This is a genomic window from Hymenobacter nivis (genome assembly GCF_006439025.1).
Lineage (GTDB): Bacteria > Bacteroidota > Bacteroidia > Cytophagales > Hymenobacteraceae > Hymenobacter > Hymenobacter nivis_A.
In genome coordinates this window covers 68,550-86,404 of record NZ_RCYZ01000003.1, presented here as the reverse complement: position 1 = coordinate 86,404, position 17,855 = coordinate 68,550, and the positions used below count along the sequence as shown (strand labels likewise).

Here is a 17,855-nt window from a genome sequence, read left to right as displayed (position 1 = left end):
CCCTGCTGGGCTGGGCCTTGCCGTGCTGCTGGGGCCCCCGGGCGCGGCCTGGCCCAGCGGGGCAGCCCAGGCGGTTCCGGGCTGCTTTGGGTGGGTTGGCCGCCCCGCGGGTATGGCCCGATTTCTGCCAAGGGCCCCGGCTGAAAACCTTCCATCCCGCCCCATGCCCTACTCGCTGCTGTTGTCCTGGCCCTTCGTCACCATTGCGCACGACGTGCCCCGGGGGTGGCTCTACGTGGACTGGCAGGGGCCCCAAACCCGCGACACCGTGGCCCGCGGCACGGCCCAGGTGCAGTACTTCCTTCGCGCCACGGGCTGCTGCAAGCTGCTGAACGACAACACCAACGTGGAGGGCACCTGGTCCCTGGAAAACACCAGCTGGGTTATCGGCGAGCTGCTGCCGGGCTTGCACGCGGCCGGGCTGCGGTACATGGCCTGGGTGTACGCGGCCGCGTCGGACAGCTGGCGCTCGACCGAGATGACGCTGGCCCTGGCCGCGGCCCAACCCACGGTTATGGCCTTCCACGACGTGCCCGCGGCCTACGCCTGGCTGGTGGCGGCCGGTGGCGACGGCGCGCCCGGGGCCCCCGCCGTGCCGGCGGTGCCGTAGCGGAGGCCCGGGCGGGAGCGGGCTAACTTTGGGGCCCCTGCGCACTTCCGCAGGCCGCCGCCTTTTCCCGCCCCATGCCCCACCTTGCCCCCGCCGGCCGGCCGGCCGCCCCGCGCCGCCTCCGCCAGTCACTGCTTTTGCTGAGCCTCGTTTGCTGCTGGAATTTCGCGCACGCCGAAGCAATCAAGTCGCCCAACGCCAACCTGGTGCTGGCGTTTTCGCTCGAAGCCGGCGGCGTGCCCACCTACAGCCTCACTTATAAGGGCCGCCCGGTCATCAAGCCCAGCCACCTGGGCCTGGAGCTGAAAGAGGGCCCCGGGCTCGCGAGCGGCTTTGCCGTGGCGAGCAGCGCCACCACGGCCTTCGACCAAACCTGGACGCCGGTGTGGGGCGAAACCAAAACCATCCGCAACCATTACAACGAGCTGACCGTCACGCTCACGCAGGCCGCCACCAAGCGCACCATGGTGCTGCACTTCCGGGTGTTCGACGACGGGCTGGGCTTCCGCTACGAGTTTCCGAAGCAGCCCGCGCTGGCGTATTTTGTGGTGAAGGAAGAGCGCACGCAGTTTGCCCTCGCCGGCGACCACAAGGCCTTCTGGCTGCCCGGCGACTACGATACCCAGGAGTACAGCACCACCACCTCGAAGCTCTCCGAGGTGCGCGGGCTGATGAAAACGGCCGTGACGCCGAACTCCTCGCAAACCACGTTTTCGCCCACCGGCGTGCAAACGCCGCTCATGCTCAAGAGCGCCGATGGCCTCTACATCAACCTGCACGAGGCGGCCCTGATTGATTACTCCACGATGTCGCTGGAGCTGGACGACAAGAACATGGTGCTCGAATCGCACCTCACGCCCGACGCCCAAGGCGACAAAGGCCACTTGCAGACGCCCTGCCTGTCGCCCTGGCGCACCGTGATTGTGAGCGACCGGGCCGGCGATATTCTGGAATCGAAGCTGGTGCTCAACCTCAACGAGCCCACCAAGTACAAGGACACCAGCTGGATTAAGCCCACCAAGTACGTGGGCGTGTGGTGGGAAATGATTACCGGCAAGAGCACGTGGTCGTACACCGACGGCGGCAACCTCAAGCTCGATTCCGTCAACTACGCCACCCTCAAGCCCAGCGGCACGCACGGCGCCACCACGGCCCATGTGAAGGAGTACATCGACTTTGCGTCCCAGCACCACCTCGACGCCGTGCTGGTGGAGGGCTGGAACATCGGCTGGGAAGACTGGTTCGGCCAGGGCAAAGACTACGTGTTCGACTTTGTGACGCCGTACCCCGACTTCGACGTGCAGGAGCTGCACCGCTACGCGGCCGGCAAGGGCATCAAAATCATCATGCACCACGAAACCAGCGGCTCGGTGCGCAACTACGAGCGGCACCTGGAGCGGGCGTACCAGTTCATGAACGACAACGGCTACGACGCCGTGAAGAGCGGCTACGTGGGCAACATCTTGCCCCGCGGCGAGCACCACTACGGGCAGTGGCTCAACAACCACTACCTCTACGCCATCACGGAGGCCGCCAAGCACAAAATCATGGTGAACGCCCACGAGGCCGTGCGCCCCACCGGCCTGGCCCGCACCTACCCCAACCTGATTGGCAACGAGGCCGCCCGCGGCACCGAGTACGAGGCCTTCGGCGGCAATAATGCCGACCACACCACCATCCTGCCCTTCACTCGCCTCATTGGGGGCCCCATGGATTACACGCCGGGCATTTTCCAAACCAAGGTCAGCGCCTACAACCCCGACAACAAGTCGTTTGTGCACAGCACTCTGGCCCGCCAGCTGGCCCTGTACGTGACGATGTACTCGCCGCTGCAAATGGCCGCCGACCTGCCCGAAACCTACAACAAGCACCTCGACGCCTTCCAGTTCATCGAGGACGTGGCCGTGGACTGGGACGACTCGAAGGTGCTCGAAGCCGAGCCCGGCGATTACATCACCATCGCCCGCAAAGCCAAGGGCAAGAGCAGTTGGTTCGTGGGCAGCACCTGCGACGAGCAGGGCCGCACCTCCAAAATTAGCCTGAGCTTCCTGGACCCCGGCAAAACCTACGTGGCCACAATTTACGCCGACGGCAAAAATGCGCACTACGAGAAAAATCCGCAGGCCTACGCCATCCGCAAAGTCAACGTCACCAGCAAAACCAAGCTCACGCAGTACTGCGCGCCGGGCGGCGGCTACGCCATCAGCCTAACGGAAAAGCGCTAGTGGCCCTAAAAAAGTAGCTTGGACTTTGTAGTCCGAGCGTGAGCGCAGCGAGCAGGCAAAACCGGACGATTCCAGTTGCCAGATGCTCGCTGCGCTCGCGCTCGGACTACAAAGTCCAAGCTACTGACCCGGCTACTTGAAGTAGCCGCCTTCCTCTAAATCGGCCAGCAGGCCCTTGTGGCGGGGGTGCCAGTCCAGCTGCTGCTGCGTGAGGGCGCTGGAGGCCGACAAATCAAGGCCAACGAAGCGGGCCATCCAGCCGAAATGGTCGGCGGCCTCTTCTGGCGATTTGCTGGCGACCGGCACGCCCAGGTGGCGGCCGATGATGGCCGCGATGTCGCGCAGCGGTAGGCCTTCGTCGGCCACGCCGTGGTAGCAGGCCCCGGCCGCGCCGTGCTCCAGCGCCAGCCGGAACAGGCGGGCCGCGTCGAGGCGGTGCACGGCGGGCCAGCGGTTGAGGCCGTCGCCCACGTAGGCCGCCACGCCCGTTTGGCGGGCAATGCCGATGAGGGTGGGCACGAACCCGTAGTCGCCGTCGTCGTGCACCGAGGCCGCCAGGCGCACCACCGACGCCCGCATGCCCTGCGCGGCCAGCGCCAGCGCCGTTGGTTCCGACAGCCGGAACGAGGACGCGGGCACGTCGTTTTCCGTGGCGGGGCGGCCCAGGGCGAAGCCCGCCAGCCCGGAGGTGACGACCAGGGGCCGGCCCGAACCGGCCAGCGCTTCGCCGAGTGTTTCGATGGCCAGCTTATCCGTTTGGCCCGCGGCCTCATAGGCCGCAAAGTTGTGAACGTAGGCGGCGTGGATGACGCCATCGGCCGCGGCCGCGCCGCGCCGCAGGCTGTCGAGGTCGTCGAGGGCCCCGGGGTGGGCCGCGGCGCCCGCGGCGGTGAGGGCCTGGGCGGCCGCTTCCGAGCGGGTGAGGCCGAGCACTTGGTGGCCCGCGCCGAGCAACTCTTGAACGATGGCCGAGCCGATGAAGCCCGAAGCGCCGGTTACGAAAACGCGCATGTGGTGTTCTGTTTGAGGGTGATCAGTAAGTACCCCACAAAGGTCCGGCGGGCGGGGGGCGGCGGTGTTGCGCGGGTCAAACCGTCTACTGAACAATTCAAACAATCGCGCTATTCCCGGAAGGCCCCCGGCACCAGGCCCGTTTGGCGCTTGAAGAAGTTGCAGAAATGGGCCACGTCGGCAAAGCCCAGGCTGCTGGCAATTTCCGAGGCGGTCCAGTTCGTTTGCTTCAGCAGCATCTTGGCTTCCTGCGCCACCCGGCCGCTAATGAGGGCGGTGGTGGTGTGGCCGGTCGTTTCCTTCAGCACCCGGTTTAGGTGGTTCACGTGCACGGCCAAGTGGCCGGCGTAGTCGGTGGCCGTGCGCAGGCCCAGCTGCTGCTGCGGGGTTTCCAGGGGAAACTGCCGTTCCAGCAGGTCGGCAAACAGGGCCGCCAGCCGGGCCCCGGCCGAGTGCGCCGGCGCCAGCACCGGGGCGGGTTGGAGCTTCTGCCCCAGGTGAATGAGCTCCAGCAAGTAGGCGCGCAGCAGGTCGTACCGGTAGGCGTAGCTAGAAGCAATTTCCAGGGTCATTTTTTTGAAAATGACCTCGATGGCCACGTATTCTTCATCCGTGAGCGACACCACCGGGCAGCCGCCGGGCTGAAAAACCGGCAACTCGTGCAGCACCAGGCCCCCGTTGGCGGGCCGCAAAAACTCTTCGGTAAAAACGCAGAAGTACCCCACCTGCGCTTGGTCGTGCGGCAGCCAGCGGTAGGGCACGCGGTGCGAGGCAAACCACAGGTTGTTGCGGTCCACGTCAAGCCCCTGGTCGGCGTACTCGATCCGGCTGCGTCCCCGAATTAAACTGATTTTGTAGAAGGAGCGCCGGTCGAACGTCATCGGCGGCCGGTTGCGGTAATCGAGCATTAGGTCCGCCACGTTGAAGACGTTGAAATGCCCGATTTCCCGCTGCCGGTCCACCGGCAGCAAAGCACCGGCCGCGGCGCCGGCTTCAGGCGCAAACTTGCTGTACAACTCTTCGAGGGGGTGAGGCTTCATGGCGCTTGGTTGTAGAAATCAAAGGTAGCCCAAGCGCTTTGTTCCTGCCCATACAGCGGTTGCCCGGTTAGTATACTTAGCGATGCGCCCCTGCCTGGGGCCCTAAAAACGCAGTTAGGCCGCCGGGCAAAACCCAGCGGCCTAAGCATGTATCAAAGCATAATGCCGCTACGCCTCCGAAGGTGGGGCCCCCGGCTGGCCCAGCAGGGCCAGCGCGTAGCCGGCCAGCAGCGCCAGTGGCGACGAGGCCAGGCCCAGGAGCCGGTGGCCCTGCTCGGTGGCCCCGGGCCAGTGGCCGGCGCGGCCGGCAGCCAGCAGCCCCACGCCCAGCACCAGCGCCACCCCGAAGCCTGCTACCACCCAGCGGGTGCCGCGCCCGCGCAGCAGCACGTGCAGGGCCCCGGCGCTGGCCCCGGCGTACAGCAAGTGGTACGTAACCGAGGCCGGTAGGCTGTGCTGGCTCAGCCCGGCGGCCCCGGCGGTAGGGGCCCCGGGCCCGCCCACCAGGAGGGCCCCGGGGGCCCGCCACAGGCGCGTCAGCACCGCAAATACTTCCTCCTGAAACTGGCCCAGCACCACCAGCACCACCACAAATAAGGCCAGCGCCAACCAGTGGGCCCAGGTGCGCGCCGGGGGGCGGAACTTACGCGGCGGAAGCATAGCCCGAGCGGCCAGATGGTCGGCTGCCCGTCCACCACGCCCACAGGCCCAGGATGGCCGCGTAGGCCACGAAGGTGAAGGTGTAGTGGTGGTTAAAATCGACGGTGTGGTACCAGTAGGTGTGGTTGAGGGCCAGCACCGCCACCCGCGCCACGTTCACGAAGTACAGCGCGATGGTGCCCGCGATGATGAACCAGCCGCGGCGCCGGCCGGTGTCGGGGTAGGCCAGCACGAAGCCGGCAAACAGCGCGTACAGCACCAGGCCGTTGCAGGGGTCGCCCACGAGCACGGCCGGCTGGCCCGCCATCCGCAGCAGGGTGGGGGAGGTGGGCAGGGTGCTGGCCGCAAACCCGAAGGCTTGCAGGCCCCACGCCGCCGCCCGCGCCACCTGCACCGAGAGGGCGTGGTCGAGGCGGCCGTCGGGGCCCAGGCCGTGCTCGTAGCCCAGCCACCAGAGCAGGTACAGCCCGGTGGCCACGGCCAGAAAGCGCACCTGCGGCCGGACGGTTTTACTGAAAATAACAGCCATTTGAGGGTTGAGCCATTAGCTTCTAGCGGGTAGCTATTAGCTTTTTCGTTGATGATTAACTTGTTGCGCTTGAATGAATATAGGATTCAAGCTAGGTTCTAGGTTGCCCTATACCAGTTGTCAGTTGCTGGTTGTCAGCCCAACAGGTGTATTGGGCCTGGCAACCAGCAACTGACAACTAGCAACTAAAGCAAATGGGGCCCCGGGAAGGCTAGCGGGCGCGGCGGCGCTCGCGGAGCTTTTTCAGGCCGAGGGCTACGCCGCTGGCCAGCAGGATGGACGCGCCGCCGTCGATGGGCACGGCGGTGGGGGCGTTGGGCGTGGGGCCCCCCGAGCCGGGGGCTTGGGCCAGGGCGGGGGCAACGGCGAGCAGGAAGCAGGCAACGGTGCCGAACAAGGCGACGAACAGGGTATTCTTTTTCATGGCAAAAGGGATGTAAGAGGAAGTATGGGATGAACCGAAAAGGGCGGGCCCAGGGCAGCGCCGGGCGGGGCTTAGGGCCCCGGCCCGGCGCTGCGGTCAGGCTATTGGATAATGGTCAAGCGCTTCACCACTTTGGTGCTGCCGCCGGTCATTTGCAGGGTGTAAATCCCAAAAGCGAGGTGCGACACGTCGAACTGCGCCGTGGCGCCGGCGGCCGTCATCGGCAGCGTGCGCTGCGACACCACCTGGCCCAGCTGGTTGTAGAGCGTGGCCGTGATGGGGGCGCGGCCCAGCTCGGCGGGGAGCAGCAGCGTGAAGCTGCCGCGGGCCGGGTTGGGGTACAGCTGCACCTGCTGCGCCAGCGCGGCGGGGGCGGTGGCCAGCACGGCCGAGGGGCCGAAGTACAGGCTGAAGCGGCCCGGCATGGCCGTGGTGGCCGCCGTGAAGGTGTACTGGGGCTGCTGCTTGAGGTCGATGCGGGCCCCGGTCTGCGAGTCCAGCAGCAACACCTGCGTGGTGGCGGCGAAGTTGATGACGCTGGCCGCGTTCAGGGTGAACACGCCCGTGTTGGGCACCTGTACATCGAGCGGTACGGTGGTGGCCACCGTGGCCACCAGCGGCGGCAAGCCGTTGATGGACAGCGCATCGGCGGCGGCGAAGCTGCTGATGCTCAGGCCCGACGAGCTGGGGAGCTTGTAGGCGTCGAACTTGGCATCGTAGCCGGCCGTGGCGCCTTGCTCGAAGTACACGTTGGCCTCATCGGCCAGCAGCAGGGCGGCGCCTTGCAGCTTCAGGTTCACCAGGGGCCGGGTTTCGGCACCCCCGCGGTTGAAGCTGGGGGTAGTGGCAAACGTGGTGACGCGGGCGGCGTTGTTCAGGGCGAGGCTGCCCGTCGTCTGCCCGGCGCTGACGCGGGCGAAGAAGCCTTGCATGGCCGAAATCTGCGGGTTGCCCACGCCGTTCACGTAGCTGCGGTACTGGCCCACGTACTGGCCAGTGCTCTGGTACACGTACACGGCGTCGTCGAGGTTGGTGCGCGTCACGCCGCCCGCCAGGCTAAAGTCCAGGGGCGAGGGGTAGGGGTTGCCCAGCAGCTGCCAGCCGCTCTGGGGCAGGGTGCCGCGCATCAGGTTCGTGCGGCTCTGGGGCCCGTTGTTCAGCGTGCCGGTGAGGTCCACCACGGCCGTGGCCGGGATGTTCACCGCGTAGCCGCTCATGATGCCCATCGGGTCGCTGCCCATCGGCACCACAAAGCCCATGTCGAAGGCGCTCGTGGCGTTGGCACCGCTGGTCACGCGGGCCTGGTCGTAGCCGAACACGTTGGGGTAAGGCGTCACCGCGCCAGCATTAGCCCCGGCCGAGTTGTAGGCCTGGTTGAAGATGGGGCTGAAGCTGGGCGTGTTGGTGCCCAGGTCGTCGAGGGTGGTGCTGGCCACCGGCGAGCTATAGTGGCGGTAGCCCGGGCCGGCGTTGAAGGCCGGGTCGATGGCGCGCTGCATGGTGGCGGGCCCTACTACGGCGCCGCTGGTGTTCACCACCAGGGCGGTGCCGGCGGTGGGCGTCGAGAGCAGCGTCAGCGGCTGGCTGGCGCTGGTGGTCAGGTTGCCACTGGTGAGGGCCAGCACTTGGGCGATGCGCACGCCGCCGTTGTTCAGGGTCAGGCCGGAGGCGTTGTTCACGGTCAGGCTGCGTACCTGGCTGGGCAGGCCCGTGCCGCTAAGCTGGGCTTCGCCGCCGTTGTACTCGTAGGTGGCGTCGTTGGAGTACGTCCGCGTACCGGCCACTTGGATGGCCCCGGTGGTGCCGGTGGTGGCAATGCCGTCGGGGTTGCAGGTGCGCAGCGTGGCGCCGGGCATCAGCACGAAGCTGCCGGGGCCCGTCACGGCGATGCAGTTGGTGGCCAACACGCCGCGGGTGTTCAGCACGCCGCCCGCTTGCACGGTCAGGGTGCCGTTCACCACGATGGGGCCGTTGAACGAAGCCGCGCCCGTGCCGGTGATGGTGATGTTGTTATAGGTGCCGGCTTCCACCGGCATGGCCGTGCTCACGGTCAGGTTCTGCACGATAACGGTGTTGGTCGGGCCGCTGGCCGAACCCGTGCCGATCCACGGCGTCTGCACGTAGGGGAACGAAGCCCGGAACGTGGTGTCGTTCTTCTCCACCCCCGTGGTGAAGGCCAGCACGCCACCCAGCTGGGCGGTTACCGGCGAGGCACTGGCGGGCGTGTAGTCGTCGTACCACAGGCCGATGGCGGCCAGTACCACGCCGCCCACGGCCTTCAACTCAATCTGGTCCACGGCGTCCTCCAGGCGGCGCCCGTTGGGGAAGCCGTCCATGTTCGGAATGCTCTGGATGTCAGTGGTCTTGTTAAAGCGCCCGTCTGTCAGGCCGAGCACGGCGGCGGCCAGCAGGCCCTGGTTGCTGAAGTCGGCCGAGGTGCGCGGGGTGGCGGGCACGGCCATGTTCAAGCGCAGCATGTCGCCGCCGGGGTTGGTGCGGCCCGAGGCCGTGAGGGGCAGAAAGTTGTTGATGAACGGCTTGCCGGCCGCCAGCGGGTTGCCCTTGGGCTTGCCGGTGGCCAGCTGGTAGGGCGGCAGGTTGGGCACGCCGGTGTGGAAGATGGGCTTGATGTCCACCGAGCGGGGGCTCTTGTCCACGAGCAGGTAGTTGCCGAAGGCGGCGTCGGCCAGGGCCGTGCCGTCGAGGGCGGCGTTGCCCTTCAGCGGGTACAGGCCCCCTTGGGTGTTGCCGAAGTCGAAGCCGTTGGCCGGCAGGCCGGGGAAGCCCGCCAGCGACTTGGTTTGCACGCTCAAAGCCGTCAGCTGGGGCACGGCGCTGCCAAACAGGCGCTGGTCCACGTACAGGCCCAGCTCGGGGTTGGAGAGGTAGGCGTCGGTGGCGGCGTCCTCGTTGTAGGGCGTCAGCGCATTCCAGCGGTCTTTGCCGCCGATGGGGTTGATGACCTCGTTGGTGAGCGGCATGCCCAGGCGCGACACCTGCACGTAGTCGCCGCTGGCGCCGTTGGCGGCGCTGGCGCTCAGCGTTTGCATGGCCGGGCGGCTGGCCGAGGCCCACACGCCAATCACGTAGTTGGCGTCGAGGATGTTGCTAGCGGCCGTCACGGCTTTGCCGTCCTTTTGCAGGGTGGCAATCGGAATGCTCAGCGCAATGGAGTGGCAGTTTTTGCGGGCCAGGCCGTCGGTGGCCCCGGCGGGGCGCAGGTTGGCCAGGTCAAAAATGGCCCCCAGGTCGGCGAAGAACGGGTCGTCGGCCGGGCCGCAGAACACTTGTTCGTTGCCGCCGCCGGTGGCGGGCGTCACCGTGCTCTGGCGCAGGTCGGTGTAGGAAGGTTTGTTCAGGCCCACGGCCGAGTTGATGGAGCGGGGCCCGATGTTGTTGGGGGCCACTACGCCCTCGGTCACGATGGCCGAGAAGGGGCCCCCGTTCACGCTTTTCTCGCAGGTGTAGGTGGTTTTGAGGTTTTGCTTGCCCAAGCGGATGTTGAAAAACGTGCTGGGGTCCTCGTTCATCCGCTTGAAGGTGAAGCGGTAGGTAATGTCGTCGCCGGCGGTGGCGCCGTTGTTTTTCACGTGCACTTCGTAGCGCACGTTCTCACCAAACGTCGAGTAGTTGGGGCCCCCGTGGGGCAGCTCGAAGGGGATGTAGTTGGCGATGATGACGACTTTGCTCGCGTCGTTGGGGTCTTTGAAGGCGTAGAGGTCGGTGTTGTCGGCCACCGGGTCGTCGGCAATCAGGGGCGCTTCGCGGTGGCTACTGGCTTCGAGCGGGGTGCGGGCCGTGCTCCAGACGGAGAGCCCCACGGCCGCCGCCGCCGCCACGGTGGGCAGCAGCAGGAACTTGGGTATAAATTTAGGATTCATGCGATTCGGACGGATCTGGTTGGAGGAAATGCGTTAGCGGCGGATGCGGTAGCCCTGCCACGGCGTCTGCACGTAGGGGAAGGCCGCGCGGAACGTGGTGTCGTTCTTCTCCACGCCCGTGGCGAAATTCAATACCCCCTTCAGCTGGGCCGTCACGGGCGAGGCGCTGGTGGGCGTGTAGTCGTCGTACCACAGGCCAATGGCGGCCAGGGCCGCGCCGCTGACGGCTTGCAACTCGATCTTCACCACTTCATCTTCCAGGCGGCGGCCGTTGGGGAAGCCGTCCATGTTGGGGATGGCTTGGATGGTGGTGCTGCCGTTGTAGCGCGCATCCGTCAGGCCGAGCACAGCGGCGGCCAGCAGGCCCTGGTTGCTGAAATCGGGCGAGTTGCGGGGGGTGGCGGGCACGGCCATGTTCAGGCGCAGCATGTCGCCGCCGACGTTGCCATTCGCGTTGGCCGTCAGGGGCATGAAGTTGTTCACAAACGGCTTGCCGGGGGCCAGCGGGTTGCCGCCTTTGCCGGTAGCCAGCTGGTAGGGGGGCAGGTTGGGCACGCCGGTGTGGAAAATCGGCTTGATGTCCACCGAGCGCGGCTTGCCGGCCACGAGCAGGTAGTTGCCGAAGGCGGCGTCGGCCAGGGCCGTGCCGTTCAGGGCCGGGTTGCCCTTCAGCGGGTACAGGCCCGATTTCGTGTTGCCAAAGTCGAAGCCGTTGGCCGGCAGGCCGGGCGTGCCCGCCAGCGACTTGGTTTGGATGCGCAACGCGGCCAGGGCCGGCACGGCGCCGCCAAACTGCCGGTCGTCCATGTACAGGCCCAGCTCGGGGTTCGAAAGGTAGTCGTCGGTAATCGCGGCCTCGGCGTAGGGCGTGGTGCGGTTCCAGGCGTCCTTGTCGCCGATGGGGTTGATGGCCTCGTTGGTGAGCGGCATGCCCAGGCGCGACACCTGCACGTAGTCGCCGGCGGTGGCGGTGGGGCCCCCCACGGCGCTCAGCGTGCGCATGGAGGGGCGGCTGGCCGAGGCCCACACCCCAATTACGTAGTCGCCGTCGAGGATGTTGGCGGCGGCCGAAACCGGCTTTTTGTCCTTTTGCAGCGTGGCAATCGGGATGCTCAGCGCGATGGAGTGCACGTTGTACTGCGCCAGGCCGTCGCGGGCCCCCTGGTTGATGCGCAGGCCGGCCAAGTCAAATACGGCCCCGAGGTCCACGAAAAACGGATCGTCAGAAGCGCCGCAGAACACCTGCTCGCCGCCGCCGCCGGTGGCCGTAGCCACGGCGCGCTGGCGCAGGTCGGTGTAAGAGGGTTGGTTGAGGCCCACCGCGGTGCCGATGGAGCGCGGCCCGATGTTATAAGCTGGTACTACGCCGTTGGTAACGATTGCGGTAAAGGCCCCGCCGTTCACGCTTTTCTCGCAGGTGTAGGTGGTCTTCAGGTTTTGCTTGCCCAGGCGCACGTTAAAAAACGTGCTGGGGTCCTCGTTCATGCGCGTGAACGTGAAGCGGTAGGTGATGTTATCGCCGGCGGTGGCGCCGTTGTTTTTCACGTGCACCTCGTAGCGCACGTTCTCGCCGAAGGTGGAATAGTTGGGGCCCCCCTGCGGCAGCTGGAACGGGATGTAGTCGGCGATGAGCACCACCCGGTCCTTGTCGTTGGGGTCCACGAAGGCGTACACGTCGGTGTTGTCGGCGAGTGGGTCGTCGGCAATGAGCGGGGCTTCGCGGTGGCTGCTGGCTTCGAGGGGCGTGTGCCGCACGGTGCTCCACACGGAGAGCGCCGTCACGGCCCCGACCCCCACCATCCACTGGAGAGGTTTAGTAAAACTTTTCATAGGGAAACGATGGGTGAGAAAAAGTGAGAAACCAGCAAGCAACAAAAAATTAACCGATTGTTTAACAACTAGTTAACGATAAGTATAGGCATGGCTGAACCGGCACTGGTTTTTGCCAGTGGGGAAAGCGTGACGTGGTTTGGGTAGAAGGGATTGCCGGGTGGAGGCCGGCAACGGGGTGGATTGCAGCGGGACGTAGCAGGGGCGCGGCTAAAAAAACGACGCTGGGGCCCCTGCGTGGGGCAACGAAAAACTAGTAGAAACGGCGATTGCCGTAGCTCAACCCTAAGATTTTATAAACGCTGCGAAACCAATAGCATGCAATAAATTATATCCTTGCGGCGTTACCTACGATGCTAAGTTCCGATTGGACTTCGGAGATTGAACTTTTTCTTGAAAAGTTATTGCTGGCATCGTACGGGCACTTTATTTCTGTGGTGCGCCCGCGCGCCGGGGCCCCAAGTGGTGGCCGGACGCAAAAAAGCCGGCCCAAGAGAGCCGGCTTTTTTGATTATCAAACGCCTGAACCTCCTGGGTTTCTAGAAGAACACGCTGGCGTTGGCCTTGAGGTAGAAGGGCGTGCCGGGGGTGAAGTTTAGCTCGTTCACCGATGCAGTTTCGCCGCGCAGTTGGCTGTCGGTGGCAAACTGGGCCTCGTTCCACTGCACGTTCAGCAGGTTTTGCACTTGCACGCCCACCTGGTAGCGGGGGCGGGTGTAGGCGGCCACGGCATCGAGCAGGAAGTAGCCCCGGGCCCGGATGCTGTTGTCCTCGATGGCCGCGCGGCTGTCGATGTGGCGGTAGCGGAGGCTGGCGCTCAAGCCGTTGGGCTGGCGCATGGTGAGGCCCCCAATGCTGGTGAAGGTGGGAGCCAGCGGAATGCGGTTATTGCCCTCGGCGGCGTCGAGGATGCGGCCGTGGCTGTAGTTGAAGTCACCGTCGAGGAAAAACCGGGCCGAGAGCTGGTAGCGGGCCGATACGTCGAGGCCGTAGCGCTGGGTGGGGCCCACGCTCTCGGTGGTGCCCTCGTCGCCGGAGTACACCAGCTCGTCTTGCAGGCGCAGCGACCACAGAGCGGCGTTCACCACCAGCGCCGGCACGGGCTTGAAGGTGCTGCCCACCTCGGCCCCGGTGGCGCGGGGCAGCGCGTTGAAGCTGCCGCTGCCCTGCACCACGCCCCGGGCGTCGTTGGAGTGGAAGCCCAGGCCCGAGCGCGCAAACAGCTGCACGGCCGGCGAGAGCTGGTAGTAAAAGTTAAGCTTGGGCGAGACCCGGCCCCGCCCCACGCGGCCCGCCAGGGGCCCCTGCGCACCCGTCGAATCGGCCCGCTGCCCCCGGAAATCGAACACGAACCAGTCGGCGCGCAGGGCCGCGTTCACCGTCAGGCGGTCGGTCAGCTCCAGGGTTTCGTCCAGGTAGGCATTCACGTTCTGCTCGTGCAACCGGCCCAGGCTCAGCGTGTCGAGCACGCGGCGCTGCACGGCGTGGCGCAGGCCCAGCTCCGAGTCGTCGAGGCGGGTGCCCAGGCCCAGGGTCGAGTGCAGGGCCCGGGCGCCGAGGCGGTCGTCGCGGTCGTAGGTGCCGGTGTAGCCGTAGAGGTTGCGGCCGGTATCGGTCTGCTTGATTTCGTCGCCGTTCACCGGGTCGTTTTTGAAGAACGTGAAGTTCGAGAACAGCGTGAAGTTGTAGCGCGTGTAGTACGCCTGCTGGCGCAGCACGGCGCCGTGCGGCAGGGCGGTGGTGAGCACCGCGTAGGCATTGGTGCGGTTGGTGTTGCCGCCCTCGCTGGGGTCGAGACTGCCGAAGCGGGAGATGAGGCCCTGTTCCACGGCGCGGTCGGGCACCTGGCCGCTGGCGTCCCAGTTCGAGGTGAAGTAGGAGCCGAAGAGCGTCAGCGACGTTTTGTCGGAGAGCTGGCCCGTGTACTTGGCCAGGCCGTTGAAGCGCTTGAAGTGCTGGGGGTTGTCGAAGTAGGCGTTGGTGAAGTTGTATTCGGTGGCGATGTAGGCACTCTCCGGCTTGCGGCTGAGCAGGTGGTGGGTGCCCAGCAAGTCGAGCATCACCAGGGCCCGGCGGGTGTCGTACTGGCCCACTTCCAGCTTCACCTGGCTGCGGTCGAGGCTGGTTTTGGTGCTGAACTCGCCCGCCCCGGCCGTGGCAAAATCGCCGAACCGCGCCGTGTAGGGCCCCTTGTACACCTTGAGCTGCTCCACCGTTTCGGGAATCACGAAGTGGAAATCGGCGTAGCCCTGGCCGTGGGCGTGGCTCACCATGTTCACCGGCAGCCCGTCGATGCTCACGGCGAAGTCGGTGCCGTGGTCGGCGTCGAAGCCGCGCACGAAAATCTGCTCGGCCTTGCCGCCGCCCGCGTGCTGGGCAATGAACAGGCCCGGCACGAGCCGCAGCAGGTCCTGGGCCGAGTTCACGGGCCGCAGCGTTTGGTCGATGTGCGAGATGGCGGCCAGCGTTTGGTTGGGGTCGCGCGGCTGGCGCACCGTCACTTCGGCCAGGTTCAGGGCCGTGGTGGCCAGGCTCACGGTGACGCCCCGGGTTTCGCCGGCCAGCAGGGTTACCGGGGTGGTTTTCAGGCGGTAGCCCAGGGCCCCCAGCCGCAACTGGTAGGTGCCGGCGGGCAGGCCGGTGAGGCGAAACTGCCCGAGGGCATCGGTGGCGGTGCCGCCGGGCTGGCCCACCAGGCCCACGCCCACGCCCGCCAGCGGCTGGCCCGAAAGCGAGTCGGACACGGTGCCGCGCAGGGCGGCCGGGGCCTGCGCACGGGCCGCCGGCGCCGTTAGCAATAGGGCTCCTAGCACGGCGTACGGCGCCACCGCCGGCCGGCCGGCCAGGTGTAATTTCAGTAAAAGTGAAGCAAGCATAATGCGCCAAAAGCGACGCCGGCCCGGGTGCAAAATGCCCATACCGCCGCGTCAGGTAGAGAAAAAACGAGAAATTGGGGCCCCGGCGTACCGGCCGCGGCTTCTCCAAGCGCGCCCGCAACCGGGCGCACGTTTCCAGTTTTATCCCCAACAGGGCGGCGGCGTGGGCGGCCCCGCAAACCCGGTTTCTTCGGCCATGGGGCCGCCCACCGCCGGGGCCCCGGCGGGCAACGGGGGCCGCTGGGGCCCCGGCACCTGCGCCACCGCGGTAGTGCAGTGCACATCCAGCCCCTTGAGCTGGGCCAGAAAGTGCAGGCCCGTGCCGGTGGGCGGCTGGGCCTGGGCGGCCTGGGCCCCGTTACAGTGCTCGAAGCAATCGAGACGCAAATAGTTTCCCTGCTGGCAGGCCTTGCTGTGCACGTAGGGGTGGGCCGCCGAAAAGCGCGGCACCTCTGGCCGGCTCGCCACCAGTCCCGCACCCACCACCAGCAGGTAGTTGGCCAAGAGCAAAAAGGCGAGGAGGGAACGGCGCATGAAGGACTTGGGATAATTGGCGGTAATGAGTAGCTTGCCGCCAGATAGTTATGCTGACAGGAGCATCAGGCAGAACGCCGCAGAATGCGCTACCGCTCTATTGCTTCGATTACTTGAGTGAGGCGAAAAGAGGAGCTTTATTACGCGAAGCACGGTGACTCAAAGTATAAAAAAGGTATGTTCAGGTAAAAAACACACGCTGTACCGTCCAAAATGCGGCTACCAAACCGATGGCTGCTGACACCGGTACCACCACCCGGGCGTGGTACCAGGGCTTGCCGGCGGCCCAGCGCCCGATGAGGGCCCAGGCCAGCAAAATGACCGTTACCTGGCCCAGCTCCACGCCCACGTTGAAGGAAATGAGCGAGCCAAAGTAGGCATTGCGCGGCAGCCCCAGCCCGGTGAGGGCGCTGGCAAAGCCCAACCCGTGCACCAGCCCAAACCCGAACACCACCGCCAGCCGCCACGGGTTGAGCTTGCGGCTGACGATGTTCTCAATCGCCACGAACAGGATGGACAGCGCAATGACGGGCTCCACGATGCTCGACGGCGGCCGCACGAAGCCGTACATGGCCAACCCCAGCGTGATGGAGTGCGCCACCGTAAAGGCCGTGGCCTGCCAGAGTACCGGCCGCAGTCGCGGCTCCAAGATGTAGAGGCTGAGCACGAACAAGATATGGTCGAGCCCGAGCGGCAAAATGTGGGTGTAGCCGAGCTGCAAATACGTCCAGAACACCTCTGTGCGCGAGAGCTTGCTCAAGTCGGCGTCGATGACGTGGGCCGCGGCCGGCAGGGCCCCCAGCACCAGCAGCGGCACGGCGGCAACGAGCAGCAGGCGGGCGGCGGGCGGGCGGCGCATGGTGCGGGGCCCTAGCGCTGGGCCAGCAGTTTCTCGCCCTCGGCGCTCACCTCGGGGTTGAGGTAGGGGGCCGTTTTGAGAGATTTTTCGAGCAACTGCTGGCCCTCAGCGGCCTTGCCGGTTTTCAGCAGAATGAGGCCGGCGCGGGCCAGCAGCACGGGGTTCTGGGAGCCGGTGCGACGGGCTACTTGCATGTACTTGGCGGCCTCGGCGTAGGCCCCGCGCTTGTAGTACACCCAGGCCAGGGTCTCGTTTACGTCAATGTTGTCGGGCCGACGCTTGTACTCAATCTGGGCGTGCTCCAAGGCCTTGTCCAGCTCGTTGGTTTTGAGGTAGGCGTAGGCCAGCTCGCGGTCGGCGTAGTGGCCCAGGGCCTCGTCGTCGTTGGCCTGCTGGGCGGCGCTGGCCAGCATGTCGATGGATTCCTTGGCCATTTTATTAGCCTCCGCCGGTTGGTGGTTCTGGCGGTACAAGTCCACCAGCTCGTCGGTGAAGGCGTAGTCCTTCACTTCGGCCCGGGCCTGGCGAAACTGCTGGATGGCGGCCGGGTAGTCATGGCGGGCGGCCGCCACCCGGCCCAGGCCGGCCAGGGCGTAGGCGTAGCCGGGGCGGTTTGCCAGGGCCTGCTGGTAGCAGGCGGCGGCACGGGGCAAGTCGCCGCTCACCTCGTATAAGTGGCCCAGCGCCACGCGGGTCCACTCGGTTTGCTCCAGGCCGTCGAGGCCCGCCTTGGCGGCCATGTCCATTGCCTGAATGGCCCCGGGCACGTCGCCCCGAATCTCGCGCAGGTAGCTCACCCGGGCGTAGGCCCCCAGGTCGGGGCGCACCTGGTTCATGCGGTCGGCGGTTTTAATGGCGTCGTCGTAGTGGCCCAGTTCCACGTTGGCGTCGGTGAGCAGGCCGTACACGAAGCCGCTGTTGGGGTTGATTTCCTGCGCCTGCTGGGCCAGCGCCAGGCCCTGCGAAAAGTGGTGCTGCGTGAGGCTGATGGACGCCTTGCAGGCCAGGGCCTCAAAGTTGTCGGGCTCGGCGGCCAGCACGTCGTCGAGCAGCTGTACGGCGGCGGCGTCGTAGTACGGGTGGTCGCCGGTCACGCGGCCTTCCTGCATGTAGGCCTGGGCCAGCAGCAGGCGGCTTTTCTGGTCGGTGGGGTCTTGGCGCAGCTTGGCCAGCAGGCCCTGGATGGCGTTTTTCGTGTTCACCCACTCGCCGCCCAGCGCCAGGCGGCCGTGGCGCTCGCGCAGCTCGGGGGCGTGCAGGTCGGGCTTCTTAAATACGTAAATGGCCGCCACGAGCGCGCCAAACACCAGCAGTAATACGGGGTAGAGGTATTTTCTCAAAGCACAAGTGGGAGGAAGGGTGAGAGGGCAGGCGGC

General features: G+C 66.2%; 13 protein-coding genes. 2 read left to right on the top strand and 11 right to left on the bottom strand.

All coding sequences use genetic code 11. The annotated features are described in order from the left end of the window. The first annotated feature begins 163 nt into the window (after positions 1–163). Together EAH73_RS08240 and EAH73_RS08235 are read left to right on the top strand one after the other, a co-directional pair. A complete protein-coding gene (locus tag EAH73_RS08240; RefSeq protein WP_140466021.1) occupies positions 164–610 on the top strand; it encodes a hypothetical protein in 447 nt (148 codons plus the stop codon). Between the two features lie 74 nt (positions 611–684). Continuing rightward, the gene (locus EAH73_RS08235) at positions 685–2,835 is read left to right on the top strand and encodes a glycoside hydrolase family 97 protein (protein ID WP_140466020.1); all 2,151 of its coding nucleotides are present in this window, start codon (positions 685–687) and stop codon (positions 2,833–2,835) included. 132 nt (positions 2,836–2,967) lie between these two features. On the opposite strand, the gene EAH73_RS08230 is transcribed toward EAH73_RS08235, so the two are convergent. From EAH73_RS08230 to EAH73_RS08180, 11 genes are all read right to left on the bottom strand, one after another. Further along, positions 2,968–3,846: an SDR family oxidoreductase gene (locus tag EAH73_RS08230; RefSeq protein WP_140466019.1), complete on the bottom strand. Its 879-nt coding sequence runs from the start codon at positions 3,844–3,846 to the stop codon at positions 2,968–2,970. Between the two features lie 110 nt (positions 3,847–3,956). Continuing rightward, positions 3,957–4,886 carry a helix-turn-helix domain-containing protein gene (locus tag EAH73_RS08225; RefSeq protein WP_140466018.1) on the bottom strand — a complete coding sequence of 310 codons (930 nt, stop codon included), beginning with the start codon at positions 4,884–4,886 and terminating at the stop codon, positions 3,957–3,959. A 168-nt stretch (positions 4,887–5,054) separates the two neighbouring features. After that, on the bottom strand, positions 5,055–5,546 hold the full coding sequence (locus EAH73_RS08220; RefSeq protein ID WP_240047186.1) for an XrtX-associated membrane protein: 492 nt from the start codon (positions 5,544–5,546) through the stop codon (positions 5,055–5,057). Further along, positions 5,530–6,075 carry an exosortase X gene (gene xrtX, locus EAH73_RS08215; protein WP_140466017.1) on the bottom strand — a complete coding sequence of 182 codons (546 nt, stop codon included), beginning with the start codon at positions 6,073–6,075 and terminating at the stop codon, positions 5,530–5,532. Before xrtX ends, EAH73_RS08220 begins: the two co-directional genes overlap by 17 nt. Before the next feature lie 211 nt (positions 6,076–6,286). Next, complete coding sequence (locus EAH73_RS08210; RefSeq protein ID WP_240047185.1) at positions 6,287–6,499, bottom strand: PID-CTERM protein-sorting domain-containing protein; 213 nt, start codon at positions 6,497–6,499, stop codon at positions 6,287–6,289. A gap of 101 nt (positions 6,500–6,600) precedes the next feature. After that, positions 6,601–10,380: a DUF4331 family protein gene (locus EAH73_RS08205; RefSeq protein WP_140466016.1), complete on the bottom strand. Its 3,780-nt coding sequence runs from the start codon at positions 10,378–10,380 to the stop codon at positions 6,601–6,603. A 33-nt stretch (positions 10,381–10,413) separates the two neighbouring features. Continuing rightward, the gene (locus tag EAH73_RS08200) at positions 10,414–12,210 is read right to left on the bottom strand and encodes a DUF4331 domain-containing protein (RefSeq protein ID WP_240047184.1); all 1,797 of its coding nucleotides are present in this window, start codon (positions 12,208–12,210) and stop codon (positions 10,414–10,416) included. 539 nt (positions 12,211–12,749) lie between these two features. After that, positions 12,750–15,086, bottom strand: a complete 2,337-nt coding sequence (locus EAH73_RS08195) for a TonB-dependent receptor (RefSeq protein WP_161599479.1) — start codon at positions 15,084–15,086, stop codon at positions 12,750–12,752. A gap of 141 nt (positions 15,087–15,227) precedes the next feature. Next, entirely contained in the window at positions 15,228–15,620 is a 393-nt protein-coding gene (locus tag EAH73_RS08190; RefSeq protein ID WP_140466014.1) for a hypothetical protein, read from the bottom strand. A gap of 181 nt (positions 15,621–15,801) precedes the next feature. Then, entirely contained in the window at positions 15,802–16,479 is a 678-nt protein-coding gene (locus tag EAH73_RS08185) for a HupE/UreJ family protein (protein WP_140466013.1), read from the bottom strand. Between the two features lie 11 nt (positions 16,480–16,490). After that, entirely contained in the window at positions 16,491–17,819 is a 1,329-nt protein-coding gene (locus EAH73_RS08180) for a tetratricopeptide repeat protein (RefSeq protein ID WP_140466012.1), read from the bottom strand. Positions 17,820–17,855: the final 36 nt, after the last annotated feature.

Bases quoted from the DNA above. Each gene is read 5' to 3' on its own strand.
- EAH73_RS08220 (WP_240047186.1), bottom strand. From the start codon at position 5,546: ATGCTTCCGCCGCGTAAGTTCCGCCCCCCGGCGCGCACCTGGGCCCAC.
- EAH73_RS08230 (WP_140466019.1), bottom strand. From the start codon at position 3,846: ATGCGCGTTTTCGTAACCGGCGCTTCGGGCTTCATCGGCTCGGCCATC.
- EAH73_RS08210 (WP_240047185.1), bottom strand. From the start codon at position 6,499: ATGAAAAAGAATACCCTGTTCGTCGCCTTGTTCGGCACCGTTGCCTGC.
- EAH73_RS08190 (WP_140466014.1), bottom strand. From the start codon at position 15,620: ATGCGCCGTTCCCTCCTCGCCTTTTTGCTCTTGGCCAACTACCTGCTG.
- xrtX (WP_140466017.1), bottom strand. From the start codon at position 6,075: ATGGCTGTTATTTTCAGTAAAACCGTCCGGCCGCAGGTGCGCTTTCTG.
- EAH73_RS08195 (WP_161599479.1), bottom strand. From the start codon at position 15,086: ATGCTTGCTTCACTTTTACTGAAATTACACCTGGCCGGCCGGCCGGCG.
- EAH73_RS08240 (WP_140466021.1), top strand. From the start codon at position 164: ATGCCCTACTCGCTGCTGTTGTCCTGGCCCTTCGTCACCATTGCGCAC.
- EAH73_RS08225 (WP_140466018.1), bottom strand. From the start codon at position 4,886: ATGAAGCCTCACCCCCTCGAAGAGTTGTACAGCAAGTTTGCGCCTGAA.
- EAH73_RS08185 (WP_140466013.1), bottom strand. From the start codon at position 16,479: ATGCGCCGCCCGCCCGCCGCCCGCCTGCTGCTCGTTGCCGCCGTGCCG.
- EAH73_RS08235 (WP_140466020.1), top strand. From the start codon at position 685: ATGCCCCACCTTGCCCCCGCCGGCCGGCCGGCCGCCCCGCGCCGCCTC.
- EAH73_RS08200 (WP_240047184.1), bottom strand. From the start codon at position 12,210: ATGAAAAGTTTTACTAAACCTCTCCAGTGGATGGTGGGGGTCGGGGCC.
- EAH73_RS08205 (WP_140466016.1), bottom strand. From the start codon at position 10,380: ATGAATCCTAAATTTATACCCAAGTTCCTGCTGCTGCCCACCGTGGCG.